Annotated in this window: 16 protein-coding genes, 1 other RNA gene and 1 riboswitch; of the genes, 13 read left to right on the top strand and 4 right to left on the bottom strand. The window is 41.5% G+C overall.

The genetic code is table 11. The features are described from left to right. Positions 1-274 precede the first annotated feature (274 nt). Positions 275-1825: a sigma 54-interacting transcriptional regulator gene (locus tag ACFOHL_RS01860; protein WP_376918494.1), complete on the top strand. Its 1551-nt coding sequence runs from the start codon at positions 275-277 to the stop codon at positions 1823-1825. Positions 1826-1926: 101 nt separating this feature from the next. Here the strand turns inward: ACFOHL_RS01860 and ACFOHL_RS01855 are convergent, their stop codons facing one another. Beyond that, a complete protein-coding gene (locus tag ACFOHL_RS01855; RefSeq protein WP_376918493.1) occupies positions 1927-2385 on the bottom strand; it encodes an Lrp/AsnC family transcriptional regulator in 459 nt (152 codons plus the stop codon). 544 nt (positions 2386-2929) lie between these two features. Here ACFOHL_RS01855 and ffs point away from each other — a divergent pair. Together ffs and ACFOHL_RS01845 are read left to right on the top strand one after the other, a co-directional pair. Further along, positions 2930-3026: signal recognition particle sRNA small type (ffs, locus tag ACFOHL_RS01850), an RNA gene on the top strand. Positions 3027-3275: 249 nt separating this feature from the next. Then, the gene (locus tag ACFOHL_RS01845) at positions 3276-6590 is read left to right on the top strand and encodes a TonB-dependent receptor domain-containing protein (protein ID WP_376918492.1); all 3315 of its coding nucleotides are present in this window, start codon (positions 3276-3278) and stop codon (positions 6588-6590) included. 55 nt (positions 6591-6645) lie between these two features. Here ACFOHL_RS01845 and ACFOHL_RS01840 read toward each other — a convergent pair whose 3' ends face one another. Continuing rightward, positions 6646-8178 carry an amidase family protein gene (locus tag ACFOHL_RS01840; RefSeq protein WP_376918491.1) on the bottom strand — a complete coding sequence of 511 codons (1533 nt, stop codon included), beginning with the start codon at positions 8176-8178 and terminating at the stop codon, positions 6646-6648. 29 nt (positions 8179-8207) lie between these two features. Beyond that, positions 8208-8474 (bottom strand): late competence development ComFB family protein, encoded by a 267-nt coding sequence (locus ACFOHL_RS01835; RefSeq protein ID WP_376918490.1) that lies wholly within the window; start codon positions 8472-8474, stop codon positions 8208-8210. Positions 8475-9028: 554 nt separating this feature from the next. Between ACFOHL_RS01835 and ACFOHL_RS01830 the strand changes: the two genes are divergently transcribed. The 6 genes from ACFOHL_RS01830 to ACFOHL_RS01805 are packed head-to-tail and all read left to right on the top strand — an operon-like array spanning position 9029 to position 13976. Continuing rightward, on the top strand, positions 9029-9793 hold the full coding sequence (locus ACFOHL_RS01830; RefSeq protein WP_376918489.1) for a DUF3450 domain-containing protein: 765 nt from the start codon (positions 9029-9031) through the stop codon (positions 9791-9793). 6 nt (positions 9794-9799) lie between these two features. Further along, positions 9800-11158 carry a MotA/TolQ/ExbB proton channel family protein gene (locus ACFOHL_RS01825; RefSeq protein ID WP_376918488.1) on the top strand — a complete coding sequence of 453 codons (1359 nt, stop codon included), beginning with the start codon at positions 9800-9802 and terminating at the stop codon, positions 11156-11158. A gap of 1 nt (position 11159) precedes the next feature. Then, positions 11160-11684, top strand: coding sequence for a MotA/TolQ/ExbB proton channel family protein (locus ACFOHL_RS01820; protein ID WP_376918487.1), 525 nt, complete (start codon positions 11160-11162; stop codon positions 11682-11684). A gap of 11 nt (positions 11685-11695) precedes the next feature. Continuing rightward, positions 11696-12094 carry an ExbD/TolR family protein gene (locus ACFOHL_RS01815; protein WP_376918486.1) on the top strand — a complete coding sequence of 133 codons (399 nt, stop codon included), beginning with the start codon at positions 11696-11698 and terminating at the stop codon, positions 12092-12094. 5 nt (positions 12095-12099) lie between these two features. Further along, positions 12100-12714 (top strand): energy transducer TonB, encoded by a 615-nt coding sequence (locus ACFOHL_RS01810; RefSeq protein ID WP_376918485.1) that lies wholly within the window; start codon positions 12100-12102, stop codon positions 12712-12714. Positions 12715-12716: 2 nt separating this feature from the next. Continuing rightward, positions 12717-13976 carry a tetratricopeptide repeat protein gene (locus tag ACFOHL_RS01805; protein ID WP_376918484.1) on the top strand — a complete coding sequence of 420 codons (1260 nt, stop codon included), beginning with the start codon at positions 12717-12719 and terminating at the stop codon, positions 13974-13976. Positions 13977-14010: 34 nt separating this feature from the next. On the opposite strand, the gene ACFOHL_RS01800 is transcribed toward ACFOHL_RS01805, so the two are convergent. Continuing rightward, positions 14011-16092: a GNAT family N-acetyltransferase gene (locus tag ACFOHL_RS01800; RefSeq protein ID WP_376918483.1), complete on the bottom strand. Its 2082-nt coding sequence runs from the start codon at positions 16090-16092 to the stop codon at positions 14011-14013. 216 nt (positions 16093-16308) lie between these two features. On the opposite strand from ACFOHL_RS01800, the gene ACFOHL_RS01795 reads away from it, so the two are divergent. The 4 genes from ACFOHL_RS01795 (at position 16309) to pnuC (ending at position 19912) form a co-directional block, all read left to right on the top strand. Next, complete coding sequence (locus tag ACFOHL_RS01795; RefSeq protein ID WP_376918482.1) at positions 16309-16737, top strand: acyl-CoA thioesterase; 429 nt, start codon at positions 16309-16311, stop codon at positions 16735-16737. Between the two features lie 65 nt (positions 16738-16802). Then, positions 16803-16904: riboswitch (TPP riboswitch) on the top strand. Between the two features lie 48 nt (positions 16905-16952). Continuing rightward, complete coding sequence (locus ACFOHL_RS01790) at positions 16953-19016, top strand: TonB-dependent receptor (protein ID WP_376918481.1); 2064 nt, start codon at positions 16953-16955, stop codon at positions 19014-19016. 18 nt (positions 19017-19034) lie between these two features. Beyond that, on the top strand, positions 19035-19289 hold the full coding sequence (locus ACFOHL_RS01785) for a YkoF family thiamine/hydroxymethylpyrimidine-binding protein (protein ID WP_376918480.1): 255 nt from the start codon (positions 19035-19037) through the stop codon (positions 19287-19289). Continuing rightward, positions 19289-19912, top strand: coding sequence for a nicotinamide riboside transporter PnuC (pnuC, locus tag ACFOHL_RS01780; RefSeq protein WP_376918479.1), 624 nt, complete (start codon positions 19289-19291; stop codon positions 19910-19912). Before ACFOHL_RS01785 ends, pnuC begins: the two co-directional genes overlap by 1 nt.

The following is a 19912-nucleotide window of genomic DNA, read 5'->3' as shown; positions in this document are numbered from 1 at the left end:
ACATTGGGTATAGATAGGCCAAAACAAAACCTTAAATTTTTTTAATGTAAGGCATGCCAACAAAGCTAAAAAGCCAGCCGCCCAAGTCGCTGGCTTTTTAGTTTTATCCCCATCAACCCCTTATACATGCAGATATTCGTTTTTTTCAACTTTTTGGCATGTCTAAATGTTTTAAAAATCTAAAGGAGTAGTCACATGCCCTTTGAACTGCTAGCGCTGATCTTAACCATTACCAAAGCGTAGCAAAAACAAAAGAGTGTGATGAGTCGTACATATGAAATTGGAAATACAATGTGAAAATAGAGTGGGTATTTTACATGAGGTATTAGGTGTTTTTAATCGTTACAGCATCAGCCTGCGTGGAATCGAGATTGACAAAGGTGGTAAGTTGTATGTTGATTGTCCAAGTGTTGATTTCAATGAATTACAGACAATAATGCCGCAGATAAGATTGGTTAATGGCGTAGTAGACGTAAAGACGACTAAATTTTTACCCAATCAGCGTCAGCTTGGACAATTACAAGCTTTACTAAAAACTTTTGTAGAGCCGGTTTTTGCTACTGATGAATTTGGTAGGATTATTTTATTTAACGATGCCGTGAAAGCGACACTAGAGTTGCCAAACGAACAAATAGTGCAGCAAAATATCAATGACTTCCTTGACGGGGTTAACATCTCTAGATGCATAGAACAAAGCCAGTCAAAGCAACATAAACTTGCCCTTCACTATTTAGGTAGAGAATATCGTGGCGAGTTGCATCCAATTGAGATTGGTGAAGACAACGAAAAAACCGTTGTCGGTGCACTAATTGTGCTCAAATCCGAAACCTTTACTAATACTACAGACTATCATAACCGAGCCAGCTCTGGGCAGAGCTTCGACAAAATAGAGTCGCGTTCGCTAGCCATGCAAAAAGCGGTTGAAGAAGCTAAACGCATGTCAGAGCTTGACGAGAACATGCTCATAATCGGCGAAACGGGCACTGGAAAAGAACACATAGCTAAAGCGTGTCATGACAATAGCAAATATACTGAGGGTGAGTTTGTTACCCTTAGTTGTTCCTCAATAGCTGAAGAAACCGCTGAAATAGAACTATTTGGAAAGGCACCAAGCGAGTTGTACAGAGTGGGTAGAATGGGGTTATTCGAACAGGCTGCAGGAGGAACCTTATTGCTCGACGAAGTCGGAGAGATGCCTTTGGGTTTGCAGGCAATGCTCCTTAAGGTACTAGAGTACGGTACTTATCACAGGATCGGCGATGTGCAATTGAAGTCAATCTCTTGCAGAATAATTTGTACCAGTAGTCAAGACTTGATTGAATTGATAAGTGAGGGCAGATTTAGAGAAGACTTATATTATCGCCTGAATGTTTTGTCTCTTAAAGTACCTGCTTTGAGGGAGCGAAAAGCGGATATTGTCCCTATAGCCAATCAATTACTCACTCAGCAAAGTAAAAAATTAGGTAAGCAAGCACCACAACTGAGTAAGTCTTGCCTTGAATATTTGCAGTCTTATCCGTGGCCTGGAAATGTTCGGCAACTCAGAAATGCCTTATATCGGGCGATATCGCTTTCAGATGGGGTCAAAATATCACATGACGACATACAATTACCGCCTTGCAGTAGCACATTTACTTATATCGATGAGAACTTTGAAGGAAGTTTGGAGCAAGAAGTCAAAAAATTCGAAAAAGACATGCTGAAAAAACTTTATCCATCGTATCCAAGTACAAGGCAGCTAGCTAGAAAGCTTGGGCTCAGTCACACAGCAATAGCGAATAAACTGAGAGAATACGGCATTAATAAGATGACAGCTAGGCATTAGTTTATGTACAGCAAAGATCGGCAGACCGAAATATTGTCTGCCACCTTTTATTGCAGGGTTCGACCGAAAACATAGTTACAAGCACTATTTGGGATAGACTTTTACAACGGCAATTCTGTTGTGTTTTTAACTTGCTTCAGCGCAAAAGTAGAACTTAAGTGGTCAACTAAGGGTAAGTTAGTTAAGGTGGATTTTAGTAAGTGCTCATAGTCTTCAATACTTTTTATGATTACTTTGAGTAAATAATCTTTGTCTCCGCTGGTTGTATGGCATTCGACTATTTCCTCGACATCTTCGACGGCATTTTCAAATCTGGTGAGTGAATCGCCTGTGTGATTTTTTAAGGTAACATAAATAAATACGGATACCCCCACATTTAGTTTTTTAGCATCGAGCAATGTGACTTTCTTACGAATAATGCCCTCGTTTTCCATTTTTTTTACTCTGCGCCAACAGGGTGTATGAGAGAGACCTACACGCTGACTTAGCTCCGCCATTGATACCGTTGCGTCTCGTTGCATGACTTTAAGTATTTCAATATCGAATTTATCCAATTTCATTTTTTTATCTCGTACCGAAGTGATTAAGTGTCATATTTCTTTAAAGTACATAATATAGGATATTTATTCTAATAAATATAAAAATATGAAATATATAACTAATCCGACCTCATTGTTACAGTTTATTTGCAAGACACATCCTCTAACTTTCTTATATTATTTAATTATGAAAGTTTTTTTACTGAGTCTGTCGACTTGGCTTTTTGAGTCGGTAATTTCGCTAGTAAAAAGCTTGTACATACTCTAATGCATAGATTCGTAATCAAAGCATATGAAAGTTGAAAAACACGCTCATGTGGTTTGTAAATTGGACATAGTAAAAGAAAAGGAAAGCGATAAGTAAACGCATTACTTGTTACTAGCTTCTGTATTAGTTTTAATTTGTGATTATGGTCAATGTTGTTAGTAAACAATAAAAACAGATGTTGAGTAAACTTTAAGCAGATAAACAAAACGTAAACACTTTGACTTGCATAGAGTAAAGTAAATAGTCATAATTCGCGGCCTGTTAACAACTATACGTTGTTTGCGTTTCAATGGTGAACTCCGGTTCTTTCGCAATAATAGCGTGGGAACCCGGTCAGGCCCGGAAGGGAGCAGCCGTACCACGGGACTTATGTGCCGAGATGTAGCTGGGGTTTACCACCACACACTTCTTTCCGAATCATAGACTTGTACAAAGCGGACTTACTTTTACTTTTCTTCGCAAAACTAAATCTTAGAGTTTATGTGGAAAAATTATATCTAATACGTAATTTGACCTTTAGCCAGGTTTGTCATAATCTCAAGCGTAATGAAATTAGAATAAGAACTAGCGAATAAGTTCATCTAATTTTCATAAATAATAAAATTAAATAAAAAAATAATATTTTAAGCAACAAGGGAAAAACATGATCTTTAGTAAATCAAGAATAGCGATCGCTATGGCTGCTTCTATGGGGCTTGGGCTATCGTCAGGTGCCTCATTGGCGCAAGAATCATCAAACGAAACTGCTGCTGATGAAAACGTCGAAAAAATTTCAATCACAGGTTCTCGACTCCGTCGAGCTGAATTCAGCCAAGCATCGCCAGTTTTTAGTTTTGGCTCCGAAGACATTAGTGTACGAGGTTTCACTAATGTCGCTAGTATCCTAAACCAGTCACCGCTGTTTGGGGGCTCGCAAACACCAGTTGGTGCACAAGATGCCGCCGACGCTGGGCAGAACCAAGTCAACTTGTTTGATTTAGGTACTGTAAGAACACTTACTCTGGTCAATGGTAGACGGTTTGTATCAGGTCAGTCCCCGACTCTTGGTGGTTCGCAGGTTGATTTGAACTCGATTCCTGCAGCTCTCATAGAACGAATTGAAGTTGTACCATTGACAGGTGCTGCAAGTTATGGAGCTGACGCAATCGCAGGTACCGTAAACATAATATTAAAAGACGACTATGAAGGATTCCAAGCTTGGGTTCAAGGTGGTAATAACGAAGAAGGTAACTACAAGCAGATCAACTTTGGCGTTGTTGGCGGTGGTAATTTTGCAGAAGACCGCGGTAATGTGACCTTTGGTATGGAATATACGAAAGACGATGGTTTGTTGCGCTGTGATTTTGATGAGCTGTGCATAAACAATCCTTTCCAAGATGACCCGCGCAACAGATACTTAGACTTGGACGGTGACGGCGTGCCAGATGATAGAAATGGCGATGGTGTACTCGACGCAAATGATGCACAATCGTCAACGGCAATACGACGCGGTCAGCGCATTCGCTTGTTTGGCGAAACCGGCTCAATCGGGCCTCTTGGTGGTGCGTGGATTGCTGGTGCCGCTGGTGCAGCGTCTGACGGTAACTTTTATGGTTGGACGCCAGGCGGTGATTTAGATACTTGTCAGCCAGGTCCTGCGGCTGACCGCGGAATATTTGCATACACACCAGACGGTGAAAGCGAGAGTGACATCTGTGGTAGCGACTTCTTTGACTCAGTTGCACAGATTATCTCGCCTGTGAGTAGATTTAATACTTACGCATCTTTGTCTTACGATATCACTGACGAAATCACATATAAAACTGATTTTGTATTCTCTAATTCAAAGGCAAGAGAACTGGTAAACCAAGGCGGCTTTCAAACCCACTTCTTCGGCGGTACTGGCGCACCACTAGACTTCGATTTGTCTAACCCATTCCTAAGTGCGCAAACGGTTGACCAACTTACGGGTCTTGGTTTCGAAGATGGCTTCAGTTTATATCGCTTCAATAACGATATCGTCAGTCTAGGCGCAAATGCAAATGAAAACTCGACTTGGCGTGTTTCAAATATACTTGAAGGTGTTTTTACGCTAGCCGACAAAGATTTCTGGTGGGACATTTCTGTTGTACATGGTCGTAATGACAGTGTCGTTGAAACCGTCGGAATTGTTGATGGTCGTTTCCTAAACGCAGTTGATGCACGTCGAATTGATGATGCTTTACTTGAGCAGGTTAGATTGCAAGACCCAGAAGATGCGACTGATGATTTAGAAAGCTTAGATGCAGCCTTGTTAGCATTACAAAATTCAAGATCGCAATTTACAGGCGGATTCCAACGCGGTGACATCATTTGTGGTGCGTATGCAGATTTGGCAGCGGGTACGCTTGGCGGATTTAACTCTAGAGCTTCTGGCAATGGATTAACAGATGAAGACTTGCCATTTATAGACGGATGTGTGCCTTTGAATTTGTTTGGTGACGCTGCTCAACTGAATAGTCCTGAAGCACTTGATTTTATTCAAGGCGGCCCCAGATTTGCGCGCTCTGAGAACAAACAAACAGTGTTTACAGCAAACATTGGCGGTTCTGCATTTGAACTACCAGCCGGTTTTGTTGACTTTGTAGTGGGTTATGAAAGGCGTATCGAGAAAGGTACCTATCGTCCAGGCTTGGGTTTGAGAGTGCCTGTAACTCGGTCTAGTCTCGACCAATCTGTGTTAGGTGGATTTGATACAAACGAGTATTATTTCGAGTTAGCGGTTCCGTTGATAGACGAATCAATGGATATTCCTTTGGTTCAAGGATTAGACCTGACTTTAGCGTACAGAAACCAAGAGTTTAACACTGATGCGCCAAGAGGATTTGAAGACCGTTCTACTGACGAAGATGTCTATCAAGTCTCGTTGATGTGGGATTTGAATGATGAAGTGGCAGTTCGTGGGACATACGCAACTGCATTCCGTAATCCATCAATTCAAGAATTGTTCCAGCCTGAAGTACAGACTTTTATTAATGGTGATGATCCTTGTGATGCCAGAAGTGTTGGTCTAGGTCCAAATCCAAGCGTACGCAGAGCAAACTGTGAATCGATTGGGATCGACCCAGATACTTTTACGTCGAATATCCAAGACGGTACAATTTCAACCGGTTTTGAATCTGGCAACCAAGACTTACAACCAGAAACAAACGAGTCATACTCAGTTGGTATTGTATACTCTCCAAAAGCTGTTGACGGTCTAGATATTGCCATCGATTACTACAACTTGGAAATTGAAGATTCGATCGAACAATTGGAGTTTGAAGATCAAGCAGCGATATGTTTTGATTCAAACAACTTCCCTAATGAACCTGCATGTAATAGCTTCATCAGGGATGACGATTTCCAAGTTATCCGAGTAACTGAGTTACCAATAAACGTTGCGACTTCTACTTTTGAATCAGTAACCTTTAAAGTACTTTACGAGCACGATTTAGGTGAGTGGGGTACTCTAAAACTTGATTCATTTAATCAGTACAACATTACTAATGAATTCCAAGCAACACCGGGTTCTGAAGTTGAAGAAGATGTAGGTGACTTTGCTGATCCAGATTACTTAGGTACTTTTGACATCGATTGGTATTACGATGATTGGTTAGTAAGCTGGCGTACACGTTGGCAGTCAAGCGTTGCTATTGATGCTCTAGAGCAACAAGTCTATGCAGATAGCTTTGACAATAGTACAACTGGATTCTTAGATAATGGTGATGAGGTAACACTTTGGACGGGTAACTGGGATAATTCTACAGGTACTCGCTTCATCACAGATTTGTCCGCAAGTTATACTTTCAGTTCAAACACCACTGTACAATTGAACGTGTTCAACTTGTTTGATCGTGACCCAGGTGCCAACGGCGTGAAAGCTTGGGGTGTTCGTCACTTTGGTTTGGATGAACAAATTGGTCGTCGCTTTTCTTTACGAGTGACCCAAACTTTCTAACAATTAAGTTATGGTATAAAGCGTGATGGTGCTCCATCACGCTTTTTTTGTTGTTTTACTCATGTCCAAAACGGTTAACGTTTTTTTCCAAATCACTTAAGTTCTTATCAGCAAAGTCTTTGTGAATAAAATCCGGACTAAGGTCTTGGACTCGCGCGTTTTCAATTGCTTGACCCGCGTTGAACAAGATTGAGTCATTGTATTTTCCCGTAATAAAACTCAAACCAACAGGCATTCCCTTTATTTTCCCTGCTGGCACGCTTAAATGAGGATACCCAGCAATTGCCGCCATATAGCCAATGCCAGGAAAACCTTTAGGAGCGTTGTCACCATATATTCCGTCAATAAGAAAACTGGGATTGTTTGACGGCGCCACTAGCATTGAAAGCTGATGCTCATCTAACATCGCGTCGATACCAAGACCTCTAGTGTGCTCTTGTACATATGTCAATGCTTCTAAGTAGTCATCAGATCGGAGGTCGATTGTTGCTAGTGATTTTTCGAATATTGATTGGTCAAATACTCCCAATACACGCGCCTCCCTCTCGTTAAATGCAATTAAGTCTTCGAGTGATTTAAGCTGCAGTTCTGCACTTGAATCTTCTAGGTATGCATTTATTCCATGCTTAAACTCTGTAAGTAAAACTAGGTAAGATTTTTCCCAAAAGTCCTCCGGTAAATCCGGTGCTTCGATTTCTACCAACTCTGCGCCAGCTTTTTCTAATATTCCGAGTTGCGATTTGAACATCGCTCGCACAGCACTAACATTTCCCAATCTATTTATTACCACTCCTATTCTATGTCCTCTGAGTGATGCATTTGGAGACTTTGCGAAATCAAGTAATGACTGTTTTATGCTCCCATAATTGTCTTCTGTCATGATTCCAGTCATTAATGCTGATTGCCGAACGGTTCTCGTCATAGGGCCAGCTGTATCTTGGCTATGAGATATAGGTACTATGTACTTTGCTGAGAGCAATCCCACTGTTGGTTTAAAACCTACTATACCGTTCATTGATGCAGGGCAGATAATTGAACCGTTTGTTTCAGTACCGATTGCGAAATCAACGATACCAGCTGCCACCGCTGCTCCTGAACCTGAGGATGAGCCGCAAGCAGAGCGAGATAAGTTGTGAGGATTTCTAGTCAAACCACCAACTGAGCTCCAACCGCTTATAGAGTCTTCAGATCTAAAATTTGCCCATTCAGAAAGATTTGTTTTCCCAAGTATTACTGCGCCCTCATGTCTTAATTTTTCAACAATGGGGGCATCTCTTTTTGTATGATTATCTCTCAGAGCAAGAGATCCTGCTGTCGTAGCAAGCTCAAAAGTTTCAATATTGTCTTTGACCAAAATAGGGATCCCTGCAAGTAATCCACCCTTAGCCAATTGCGCTCTTTCGTCTTCAATCGCATTTGGGTTAATAGACAGAACACTATTAATACCGCCGTCGACCTTGTCAATTTTAGTAATTTTATTCAGCGCTAACTGAACTTTGCTCTTTGAATCTTGAAGATTCGTACTGTTGCAACTTACTGTGAGAAAAAGACAAATTGCACCGCCTATATTGATAATAATTTTTTTCATTGTTGTAGCACCTGTCGTTTGTGTTTTATTTATTTTCGATTAGCACTCTCAAGATATTCCAAACCTTGCGTAATGGCTTTTTCTACGTTCATTTGCATTTGAAGTCTTTCAGAATTAGGTAGATAAAATGCCATATCTACCTCAAATCTTATGTATCTAGGTGGTAGCTGATTTAACACTAAACAAACTAAGTCAGCTATATAATCGTCTGATTTACCCTTGCATTCCTTGGTTTTGTCGAGTGTTTCGAGTACTAAGTGTTCATAATAGTTGTGAATATCGTTGTCTAATTTCATTTAAATACCTTGGTTACATGTAAGATGGTACTGCTTATATAACATAACGCATTTGTTTGTATGAACTACTTCCCCAAATGGCAAAGTATCGTTCTACATTCTTTGCATATACGAGACCAGTTCACCAGAAAATCATACATTACCATGTAATCTAAATGTAATAGGCGGATTTTTACTGTTGTGATCAAGATTTCGCTGTTGGTTGAGTTAAAGATGTGTTTACTATTTCGGTGTGTTTAATTAAGAATTGAATCTACTATTTAAAATTAATTTCTTATTAATTGTATGATAAATATGAATAATATTTGTCATTGAATCTGCATCGCGCAAAATTGCGAGTTGTAACAGGACATTATCCACTACTCTTACCAGAACTTAGATATTAATTTATTTGCAATAAGTTCGCTTGAGCAACCTTGACATTTATGTAACATCCTGTGACTATTTAGGGGATTGCCTTTATGGGTAATACAAAGGCAGAACATTAATATAATCATGTCGATCGCCACCTTAGCGTGCTGACACAGGAATTAACGGTTGGGAATATGTCCAAAATGAGCAAGAGAACTCAAATTGCGGCGGGTGTAGTGGGTGCTTTAGCTTTAGCATCAACTTCAATCGCTTTTGCAAACCCGCTTACAGACGTTCAAAAAGAAGAACAAAAGATAGTAAGGGATGCAGCAAAATCACAAGAAAAAATCGACGGTTTACTTGAACAATCACAAGAGCTGCTTGCAGAGTACAGAAGCGTTGTCGATCAGACAGAAAACCTAAAGATATATAATGATTACTTAGCTGGTTTGGTTGCGGATCAACAGCGTAGTATCGACTCTCTTCAACGCCAAATTGATTCGATCGAAGAGACTAAGCAAAACATCGTTCCATTGATGTACAAAATGATCGATAGTTTAGAGCAATTCATCAAGCTAGATATTCCAATTAATCTAGACGAGCGTTTAAGTCGCGTAGAGCGTCTGCGTGACCTGATGACTCAATCAAATGTAACAGTATCTGAGCAGTTTCGTCAGGTTCTAGACGCGTACTCGATTGAAAACCAGTACGGTCGCACCATTTCTTCAAATGCAGGCGAAATTTCTGTTGACGGCAGCACAGTTCCTGTAGATTTCTTCAATCTGGGTCGTACCTCATTGGTAGCATTAACGCTGGACCAGTCTGCTTCTTATGTATGGGACAACGATGCTAGAGCATGGCAAGCCCTTGACGATTCTTACCTAGGTTCTGTAATCACAGCGGTGCGCATTGCGCAAGGCTTGGAGCCGGAAGATCTAGTTAAATTACCTATTAAAGCTGCGGAGTAATCGTCAATGAAAACAATGATTAAAACACTATTGGCGACAGCCTCAATTGCTTTGGCTGTGGGCAGTGCTTCTGCGCAAACCGCGAATTCATTGGAAGCATTATTAGAACAAGTTAAAAAAGACAGAGTGTCTGAAGCAAAAATTAATGCAGATCGCGAAAGAGAGTTCATGAGTGATAGAGCAGATAAGCAGGCCCTGTTGCGCAAGGCTCAATCAGATTTTGCTTCTGAAGAAGCGCGCGGTGAGCGTTTGACGAAGCAATTTGCTGACAACGAAAAAGCAATAATTGCCAAAGAGGAAGAACTTGATCAAGCAACAGGCACACTAGGTGAGATGTTTGGTGTAGTTCGCCAAGCCTCTGCAGATGCTTATGGTAATATTTCTACCTCTATTGTGAGTGCTCAAATGAAAGGTCGCGAGGCTTTCTTAAAAGAAATGTCTCAAGATTCTAAAGGCTTACCTAACATTAAAGAGCTTGAAGAGCTTTGGTTATCTCTGCAACAAGAAATGACGGCTTCTGGTCAAGTAGTTAAGTTTCAAGCAGAAGTGGTTGACCTTGAAGGTGGATCTACTACTCAAGAAGTGGTTCGTGTTGGTACATTCAACCTAATTGGTGAACAGGGTTATTTGGTATACAACGACTCTGCTGACAAAATCCAGCCTCTTGGTCGTCAACCAGAAAGCTATCAAGTTGCTTCTACTCAAGACCTTCGTGATGCAACCAGTGGTTTAGTTCCGGTTTATATCGACCCTTCTCGCGGTGCAATTCTTAACTTATTCAAGCAAAAAGCAACCTTGTCAGAGCGTTATCATGCAGGTGGTATCGTTGGTTACATTATCACTGGTATGTTAGCTATTGGCTTGTTAATCGGTGTATTTAAACTCGTTCAACTAAGCGTCATGGCAGGCAAGATGAAGTCACAGCTTAACAATATTGACAACCCATCTTCTGGCAATGCACTAGGCCGTATCTTAAGTATCTACAAAGAGAACAAAACAGTAGACACAGAAACCCTTGAACTGAAACTAGACGAAGCTATTCTGAAAGAGCTGCCTACCGTTGATGCAGGTATTAACATTATTAAGATTTTCTCTGCTATTGCACCGCTACTAGGTCTACTTGGTACGGTACTTGGTATGATTGCTACCTTCCAGCAAATCACATTGTTTGGTACGGGTGACCCACGAATCATGGCAGGATCAATTTCAATGGCGCTAGTAACAACCGCACAAGGTATCATCGCTGCACTACCGTTAATTTTGATGCACAGCATCGTGGCTGCACGTAGTAAGTCGATTGTTCACATTTTAGACGAGCAAACAGCGGGTATCATTGCAGAACACGCAGAAGCGGAGAAAGCATAATATGTTGACCCTAATTGGATTATGGGAATCTGTTAGGGAATTCATCGCTACTGGTGGCGACGTATTGTACTTCGTTGCTGCCGCGCTCTTTCTTATGTGGGTTTTAATGATAGAGCGTTACTGGTATTTGTCGGCTGTGTTTCCGAAGGTACGCAAGCAAATTATTGCGGATTGGGATGCACGAGCAGACACAACATCATGGTATGCGCATAGAATTCGCGATGCATGGATTTCACGAGCATCTGATAATTTGCAAGCTCGCTTATTAATTATCAGAACTTTAGTTGCGATGTGCCCTCTAATAGGATTATTAGGTACGGTTACCGGCATGATCAATGTTTTTGAAACAATGTCAACGCAGGGAACTGGCAACGCCAGATTAATGGCTGCTGGTATATCGATGGCAACTATTCCTACAATGGCTGGGATGGTGGCCGCACTATCAGGACTGTTTTTTAGCTCTCGTTTAGAGGCAAAAGCTAAAATGCACAAAGAGTCCTTGATAGATAGCTTGCCACATCATTAGTAGAGGTAGTTATGGCACGTAAAACAAGAGAACCAGATGAGGAAGCGCAAATTGATATGACACCGATGCTAGACATCGTGTTTATTATGCTTATTTTCTTCATCGTAACGACCGTTTTTGTAAAGCAAGCAGGTATGGAAGTAAACAAACCTGAGGGCGAAACGGCAGTTCAATATAAAAATGCCAACATTTTTATAGCAATCACTGAAGATGGCGATGTTTGGATCGACAGACGAGAAATATCTGCCGAAGCGGTGAGAGCAAACCTAGAAAAGTTACTTCTGGAACAGCCGACTGATGTTGTTTTTATCCAAGCGGATGAAAAAACGCGGCACGGCTTAGTGATAGAGGTAATGGACCAAGTAAAAGCAGCCGGTATTGATCGTGTTGCGGTTGCAGTGAGGGAGTAAGTATTATGGTGAGAATAATTGCTTCTATATTCATTGGTGCGGGTATTGTATTTGCCCTCTTTGTTATCATGGCAAAGTTGGTGGAAAATACGGGTGAGCGCTCTGAGCCTCTAGAGCCACCACCGGTCATCGATATTGTTATGAGTGAGCCTGAAGATAGCACACAAACGCGTGTTCGACAGCCACCTCCACCTCCACCCCCGCCACAAGAGCCGCCAAAGGCTCAAGTGGTTGAGCCTGAAGTAGCCGAACCAGATGCTAATGCGTTTAGTTTAGCTGTTCCCGGTATTGATACAGGTGGTGTTGGCGTAAATATTGGTGGCTTTGGCGGGCAGATTCAAGATGGTGATGCAACCCCCATATTTCGTCAGGATCCTAAATACCCTCCAGAAGCAGCACGCGATGGTAAAGAAGGTTGGGTAAAACTATCCTTTACTATTAATGAGATTGGTGGTGTTGAAGATGTTGAAGTTATTGACGCACAGCCAAAGCGTATATTTGACCGTGAAGCAAAACGCGCGTTAAGAAAATGGCGTTACAACCCTAAAATTGTTGACGGCAAAGCAGTCAGACAACCAGGCTTGACTGTTCAGCTAGACTTTACGCTGGAAGGAGGTTAGTTATGATTAAGCAATTTAATAAATTATTGCTGACTTGTTCGATGTTGACTGCAGGTGTATGGAGTTCAAGTGCATTCGCAGTTGAACCGCCAGTGTTGTGCCCGGGCTATGTGCCTGCTAAAACGCAGCTTATTGGACAAAGCGCGGGTAAAAAGCTTACTGCGGCGTTTGAAGCATATAATCAAGACAACACACCCGAAGCGATTCGTATCTTAAAAGATATTGAAGCTAAAGAGCCTTTCGATCAGGCCACGGTCAACAAGTTTCTAGGCCAACTTTTGATATCAGAAGATGATAAAGAAGAAGAAGCCTTAAAAACCTTGATCGCGTCGGTTGATACTAAAGTGTTAAACGATAAAGATCATGCCGATGTGTTGTACTTGGCTGCTCAACTTTCTCTCCAATTGGAAAAGTTTGAAGACTCTATCGCTTGGTATGAAAAGTGGATGAAATTTACCTGTAAGGAAGATTCAGAAACATATACCAGAATAGGTCAGGCTTACACGCAAATGAAACAATTTGCTAAGGTGATAGAGCCAGCAGATAAAGCAATTGCCTTGCTTGAAGAGCCTAAAAAGGATCCTTACGTATTAAAAGTAAGTTCTTATATGGAGCAAAAGCAATTTAAAAATGCTTTGGACGTTGCTAAAACCTTAGTCGTTTTATTTCCTGATGATAAGCAATGGTGGATAATGACTGGGCAGTTTTATATGATGCTCGAAGACTACACCAATGCACTAGCTACATTATCAGCGGCATATAGACAAGGGTTTTTAACCAAGAAGTCCGATATCAAGTTGTTGATTCAGTTGTATTCTGCACAGGACGCGCCAATCCAAGGTGCCCGTCTTTACAAAAAGTACCTCGAAGAAGGGCTGTTTGAAGAAAACGAGCAGGAATTGGCTTCTTTAGCAAGAACGTATCATCAAGCTAAAGAGTATAAATCAGCCGCACAGTATTATGCTAAAGCCGCAGCTAAAGAACCCAAGCCTGATTATTTTCAGAAGCAAGGTGAATTACTGCTTAATGCTGAAGACTATAAAGGTTCTATTGCAGCTTTGAATAAAGCTTTGGAAGCGGGAATTGATAGCCCAACCAAAGTGCACTTCACGTTGATGCAAGCAAACTTCTATGCGGAAAACTTTACGAAAGCGTATGAGCACGCTAAAGAGTCTAGTACTGATTCTAGCTTACGCAGAAATGCAAGAGCTTGGATGTCACATATTAAGACCAAGGCTAAAAACCGCGGTATTAATCTCTAACGGATACTCAGGCAATTTTAAAAACCCGCTAATATTAGCGGGTTTTTTTTATTTCATTTTGTAAGCGAATTTCTAAAACTTGCCTATCTTGTTTAGCCATTCCAGTCGTATTTAAGTCTTCAATCAACGAGAGAATTGTAGTGTTCTGAGTTTTCTGAGCAATGTAATAGCACTCGGCTAAAATATGCTGCGGAAGAATATCACCAGCCACAAACCTTGCTATATTTTGTAGGACTATTGTGTGGTTCACTTCATTGCTACTGTGAGCCGTATTTTTTAGCCGCTGTGGTAGCCGTCGCCATATTTTAGGTTTAAAAGCGCATAAGTAAGGCAGAGTGATTGATAACTGATTGTGCAGAAACTCGCTCAGTTTGTATTTGTTAGAAGTACTCTTTGATGAAACAAAAAAGCCCGATATTGTGCCACTGGCGCTATCAATTTTTTCTCCTGCCTTTACCAGTAAAAACGCATTTTTTCTCCAAAATTTGAATAATTCATCAGTAAATCCAAAGTTTGTACATAAAACATCATTGTTCTCATTTGCCAGCCTTTGTGTATAGGCAAGTAGTTGACTCCCTATACCCATAAGTCTGTATTTGTCGAGTACCGCCACCCGTTGTATCCGAATATAACTGTACTCTAAGAAATCATGACAGTGTGTATACAGCGCCATATTTTGCGCAAATAGGTGACCTTGCACGCGACGCCTTCCCAACGCAATATCCTCAGCGAGCGCATTTTGCGCAAAGTTGCCCTCATTCACATAAATAACAACTCCAATCACACTTTGTTCATCTTGAACCTTTCTCATCGCGCATACCAAATGATAGCTTGGGTCATCCAAGAGTCGTTGAATATCATTTGGTGTAGTTTGATAGTGCGCTTTTAGCAGTATGTTGACGACTTCGTGATATAAGTGTTTGTTTGATATGAGCGCTTGCTTTGATATTGCTTTTATCGTGAGTTCTGAATTCACGTCATTGCGCGCTGTGATTTGATCAAATGAGGGTTCATCTACTTTGGGTGTAAAGATTTTTTCGAACAACTCTTCTATAGGGTCATTATCATACCAACGAAATGCCTGCCTTAATTCATATTGCTGAATTTGCGCTATACTCGGTAATAGGCGAGTGAGCAAGCCTTGTCCGGTTCCCTCATAACCATCGTAGGTGCCGGCCATCACAACAAAAGCATATTTTGCTACTATTTTTGTAATCAGTTCTGGTGAGATAGATGCCAATTCATCGATGAATAAGATGTCTTTGTCCACATTGTATTCTTCGTCGGCGGCAATATCTGGGGGGAGATACTCTGCTATCGGTGAGCAATAGTTTTCTATCGAACGCGATATTACCTGGCATTGTTGACGTTTATCTGATGTGTAGCCAATACGCATTCCACGGTTTAGGGCATATGCAGCTATTTGGGCAAGAAGGGTGGACTTACCGCGACCGCGCTTACCCAAAATTACAAATTTTCCAGATTGATTTCGTGCCAGACTTTGTGTGATGTCTTCGTAAATCAGAGACTGTTCGGTCGATAACTGTAGTTGTTGAAGGTTGTTGTTAAATGGAAAAGATGAATCATTGTCGACCGATTGTGGCGTTTTTAGTTGCGTTAAACGCGGGCTTAAATGCGAGACACAAGGTGAGCGTTGTAACTCGCTAAGCAAATGCGCCACAAAATAACTATAGCTCGCATTACATTGATAGCTGAGTAAACGATTGTGCTTAACATCCAATACAGGCCATTGTTTAAGCCTCGGACACAGGATTATAAAGCAGCCACATTTGTCTACAAGGCCAGCACTAGCAAATAGAGCCGATGCAGAAAAACCTTTGCGAGCGTCGAATACAAGGTGGGAATATTGACTGCCCAATACGCTATTAATTTTACTTTGTGATAGGGTTTTATAAGGTGTATCAGTTGGTTTATTACTAATCAGGAGCAGTGACTGCGCGTTTGAAGCAATTGCTTCAATAGCTGCATTTATACCGCTACTATTTGCATTTAATAACAGTATGCTGCGATGAATTTGTTTCTTTTGTCGGCTTTGTAACCAGCTTTTAAGCTGGCTTAAAAGCTGAAGGTTTGCTTGAAACACACTAGAGCTCATATAATTACGTTTTGATAGGCTGCGCAGTGTTTGGCTTTGCCAGTAGGTGGGTGCTCGATTCACTAGAATTAAAGTCTCAAAGGCATGGATGCCTTTGTGAAGCCTCCACGGATGGGTTTATGGCGTCTTTAATTCTAGTGAATCGAGCACCCACCTACTGGCAAAGCCAAACCTCTCACAGCTGTTTGATTTTACACGCAAATTGGAGCAAATCACATGCAGTTTATGTCTCGACGTCTAGTTATGCCGAGTGATCTAAATTATGCAGATTCTTTATTCGGTGGCAGAGTATTAGAATGGATCGACGAAGAAGCCGCTATTTATGCTATCTGTCAGCTGGGTACCAATTGTTTAGTCACAAAGCATATTGGTGAAATAAGTTTCGAAGCACCGGCTTTGGTTGGCGAAGTGCTTGAGTTTGGTTTAGTGACTAAAAAAGTCGGTAGAACGTCAATAACGGTAACATGCTTGGTAAGGAACAAGGCAACTAAATCGACAATCTGTTTGGCAGACGACATAGTGTTTGTTGCCGTCGATCCCATCACTCGGCAATCGACACCACACGGTAAAACTATGGCTGAGCTAGAGGCACAAACGCGTGAAGAATTAAAAACATTAAATTTACTTCATTCAGCGCTTGAGTAACTTGTAAGCCTTCCATAATACTAGAACTCTTGATAACATGCGCGCCGTCTAAAAGACACATGTTGAAATCAACCAAGGGGTGCAGCGAATGCTGCTGAGATTCGAAAGAAAACCCTTATTTACCTGATCCGGTTAGTACCGGCGTAGGAATGGTTAACAATTTATTGTCCCAATACCTGCCGTAATACCGGATCTTTTCTTTAAGAAGAGATTCGATGAACAAATCAAAACTTGCAATATCTATCATTACTGCCATCGCGCTACCCACTTTTGCTGCTGTCGCAGAAGAGTCAACAACAGAGCGTATCACGGTGACTGCCAGCTTAGTAGAAAGAGACTTATCAGACTTACCCGGCTCTGTAGTCGTATTGGATAAAGAGAGCATTAGCCAACGAGAGTCGAGGCATTTACAGGATCTTGTGTCTGCTTTGCCTAATTTAAATTTTACTGCTGGCGCGACACGAGGTAAATTTTTACAAATTCGAGGAATTGGTGAACGCAGTCAATTTTCTGAACCCACCAATCCTTCTGTCGGCTTGTTATTGGATGAGTTAGATATATCGGGGTTGGGTAGTTTGGCGACGACTTTTGATTTAGCGCAGCTAGAGCTTTTGTCTGGGCCTCAATCTGTTGCCTCTGGCATCAATAGTTTGGCGGGCGTAGTAAAATTGGTGAGTACACCCGCAGATGGTGAGCAGAGTGGTTTCTTTACTGCAAGCATCGCGGAATTTGGCGAATGGCAGCTGGGTGCGGCGCATGGAAACAATATCAATGACGCGCTTAGTTATCGCGCCAGTATACAAAAAACAGTGTCAGATGGTTTTGTTGAAAACGCATTCTTGGAGCGTGACGACACCAATGGCGTGGACGAGTTGACGGCCTCTTTGTTTGTCAATTTGGCAACGTCGGCAAACTCTTCACTAGATTTCCGTTTTTATCACTTTAACATTAATAACGGTTATGATGCCTTTAGCTTAAACAACGATAATGTTACCTTGTCGGACGAGCCAGGCAGAGATCATACCGATGCGAATGCCCTTAGTATTAAATTTGAACAAACCTTCGATCGTTTCCAACTGCAAACCACACTAACAACTCTCAGTGGCGATTTTGATTATGCCTACGACGAAGACTGGACGTTTACCGGCATTCATCCAGATGGCTATACATCATTTGACCGCTATTTGCGAGATATAAGGCGTTCGTCCTTTGATGTAAAGCTGGCATCACTTTGGTCTGCTGAGCACAACTGGTTGCTTGGGCTGAATATATACAATAATTCAGAAGACTTGTTGCGTGAGTACACTTTTAACGATGGTGATTTTACCAGTGAGTATACACCGCAGTCTGCTTCAATTTTTGGACAATATTCTGCTCCCCTTAGTTCTACCGTGCGCTTGACTGGGTCGTTGAGGCTAGAGCATTTTACGGCGGATTATCAAGACAACGCGGGCTTTACCGAGCAGCTTGATGACAGCTTGTTGGCAGCGTCAGTATCACTTGAATATTCACTGAACAATACGCTGCTGTACAGTACCTTATCACGCGGTTACAAAGCGGGTGGGTTTAACATTGATGAACGTTTAGCTGGCACAGATAGAACATTCGATCCAGAATTTAATTGGAACATGGAGTTCGGCGTAAAAGGACAAGCATTTGATGGATTGGCAACAATTAATGCCTCCGTTTTTTATATGCAGCGCGAAGATGCACAAGTGAGTGATTTTGCCATATTTCAAAACACGGTTGATGATGGCACTGTAGTCTCGTCGTTTGCTGACGCCATTCGCAACACTGACACAGGTAAAAATCGGGGGCTTGAAATCAGTTCGGATTGGTATGTACAAGATAATTGGACGATTAAAGCGAATGTCGCTTACCTACGCGCAACGTTTGGTAATTACACGCGTATTGATGGAAGCTTTGTTCCTGAGCAGGAACAAGCGCAAGCGCCAAAATTTACCGTGTTCGTCTCATCAAATTATGCTTTTACTGAGCATTTGTCCTGGTATCTAGATGTCGATGCAAAAGACGAATTTCGGCTATCAATAGGGCATGAAGAGCGTTCGCCATTTAGCTATGTTGTGAATTCTCGACTCAATTACAATATGACTTATGGGCAAGTGAGCCTTTGGGTGAAAAATTTGTTTGATAGGGAATTGCTAACGCGTGGTTTTGGTGGTTTTGGTAATGATCCTCGTAAAGGTTATGTGACAGAGCCATACTTTCAATTTGGTCAAGCGCGCCAAGTTGGTATCAGCTATCGCTATAATTTTTAGAACGGAGAGTACAAGACGATGAAACTAGCGGTAGAAATAACCCTGTATCCTCTGGATAATGCTTACATTGGGTTTATTCAAGATTTTATTGCTCGTTTAAACGAAGAGCCGGACTTGTATGTGAATACCACGCATACTTGCACCTTGGTCTCAGGTGACTACGATCAAGTTATGCATGTTTTGCATCGAGAGTTTAAAACGACATATCAGCAAGTTGGTCAAGCGGCTTTTGTGTGCAAATTCTTGAATGCGGATAATATGGATATTAGCTAATGGATGAAGTGTGGCAGGCTCTACTAAGTCAATGGCAATCACAAAGTGGCCTAGAGCTTTTTGCTGTTGCGCTGGCTATTGCTTATGTTTGGCTGGCAACTGAAGAGTCAATCTGGTGTTGGCCTGCCGCACTTATCTCGACAAGCTTGTACACCTTTATATACTGGGACGTTAGTTTGTTGTTCCAAGTATTGCTCAATGCCTACTATGCAGTGATGGCGGTGGTGGGCTGGCTTTCATGGCGTCAAAAGCCATCGAGCGCTGTATTGCTAGTAAGTATTATGTCTACGCAACAGCACTTGCTATTTATTGCAAGTGCTGGAACATGCACTGCGCTTATTTATTTTTTCGCCGCACATTGGTTGAGTTATGAACAGCTTTTACTTGATGCGAGTATTACCGTATTTTCGCTGTTCACCACTTTTCTCACGGTTAGAAAAAAACGCGCCTCTTGGCTCTATTGGATCATCATTAACGCTGCTACGGTATATCTAGTTGTTAAAGCGGGTTTGATATTTACTGCTTTATTAATGCTGATATATATTGTGATTGCGATAAAGGGCTATTGGCAGTGGACACAAAGTATGCAGGCACCAAGGTCTGTTGCAGATTCAGCTGTCTGA

It is taken from the genome of Agaribacter flavus, assembly GCF_042646125.1.
GTDB classification, from domain to species: Bacteria; Pseudomonadota; Gammaproteobacteria; order Enterobacterales; family Alteromonadaceae; genus Glaciecola; species Glaciecola flavus.
This window is presented reverse-complemented; position numbering and strand designations above follow the sequence as displayed.

Coding starts and splice junctions, on each gene's coding strand:
- ACFOHL_RS01790 (WP_376918481.1), top strand. CDS start 16,953: ATGAACAAATCAAAACTTGCAATATCTATCATTACTGCCATCGCGCTA.
- ACFOHL_RS01805 (WP_376918484.1), top strand. CDS start 12,717: ATGATTAAGCAATTTAATAAATTATTGCTGACTTGTTCGATGTTGACT.
- ACFOHL_RS01855 (WP_376918493.1), bottom strand. CDS start 2,385: ATGAAATTGGATAAATTCGATATTGAAATACTTAAAGTCATGCAACGA.
- ACFOHL_RS01820 (WP_376918487.1), top strand. CDS start 11,160: ATGTTGACCCTAATTGGATTATGGGAATCTGTTAGGGAATTCATCGCT.
- ACFOHL_RS01795 (WP_376918482.1), top strand. CDS start 16,309: ATGCAGTTTATGTCTCGACGTCTAGTTATGCCGAGTGATCTAAATTAT.
- ACFOHL_RS01800 (WP_376918483.1), bottom strand. CDS start 16,092: ATGAGCTCTAGTGTGTTTCAAGCAAACCTTCAGCTTTTAAGCCAGCTT.
- pnuC (WP_376918479.1), top strand. CDS start 19,289: ATGGATGAAGTGTGGCAGGCTCTACTAAGTCAATGGCAATCACAAAGT.
- ACFOHL_RS01810 (WP_376918485.1), top strand. CDS start 12,100: ATGGTGAGAATAATTGCTTCTATATTCATTGGTGCGGGTATTGTATTT.
- ACFOHL_RS01825 (WP_376918488.1), top strand. CDS start 9,800: ATGAAAACAATGATTAAAACACTATTGGCGACAGCCTCAATTGCTTTG.
- ACFOHL_RS01785 (WP_376918480.1), top strand. CDS start 19,035: ATGAAACTAGCGGTAGAAATAACCCTGTATCCTCTGGATAATGCTTAC.
- ACFOHL_RS01840 (WP_376918491.1), bottom strand. CDS start 8,178: ATGAAAAAAATTATTATCAATATAGGCGGTGCAATTTGTCTTTTTCTC.
- ACFOHL_RS01860 (WP_376918494.1), top strand. CDS start 275: ATGAAATTGGAAATACAATGTGAAAATAGAGTGGGTATTTTACATGAG.
- ACFOHL_RS01830 (WP_376918489.1), top strand. CDS start 9,029: ATGAGCAAGAGAACTCAAATTGCGGCGGGTGTAGTGGGTGCTTTAGCT.
- ACFOHL_RS01845 (WP_376918492.1), top strand. CDS start 3,276: ATGATCTTTAGTAAATCAAGAATAGCGATCGCTATGGCTGCTTCTATG.
- ACFOHL_RS01835 (WP_376918490.1), bottom strand. CDS start 8,474: ATGAAATTAGACAACGATATTCACAACTATTATGAACACTTAGTACTC.
- ACFOHL_RS01815 (WP_376918486.1), top strand. CDS start 11,696: ATGGCACGTAAAACAAGAGAACCAGATGAGGAAGCGCAAATTGATATG.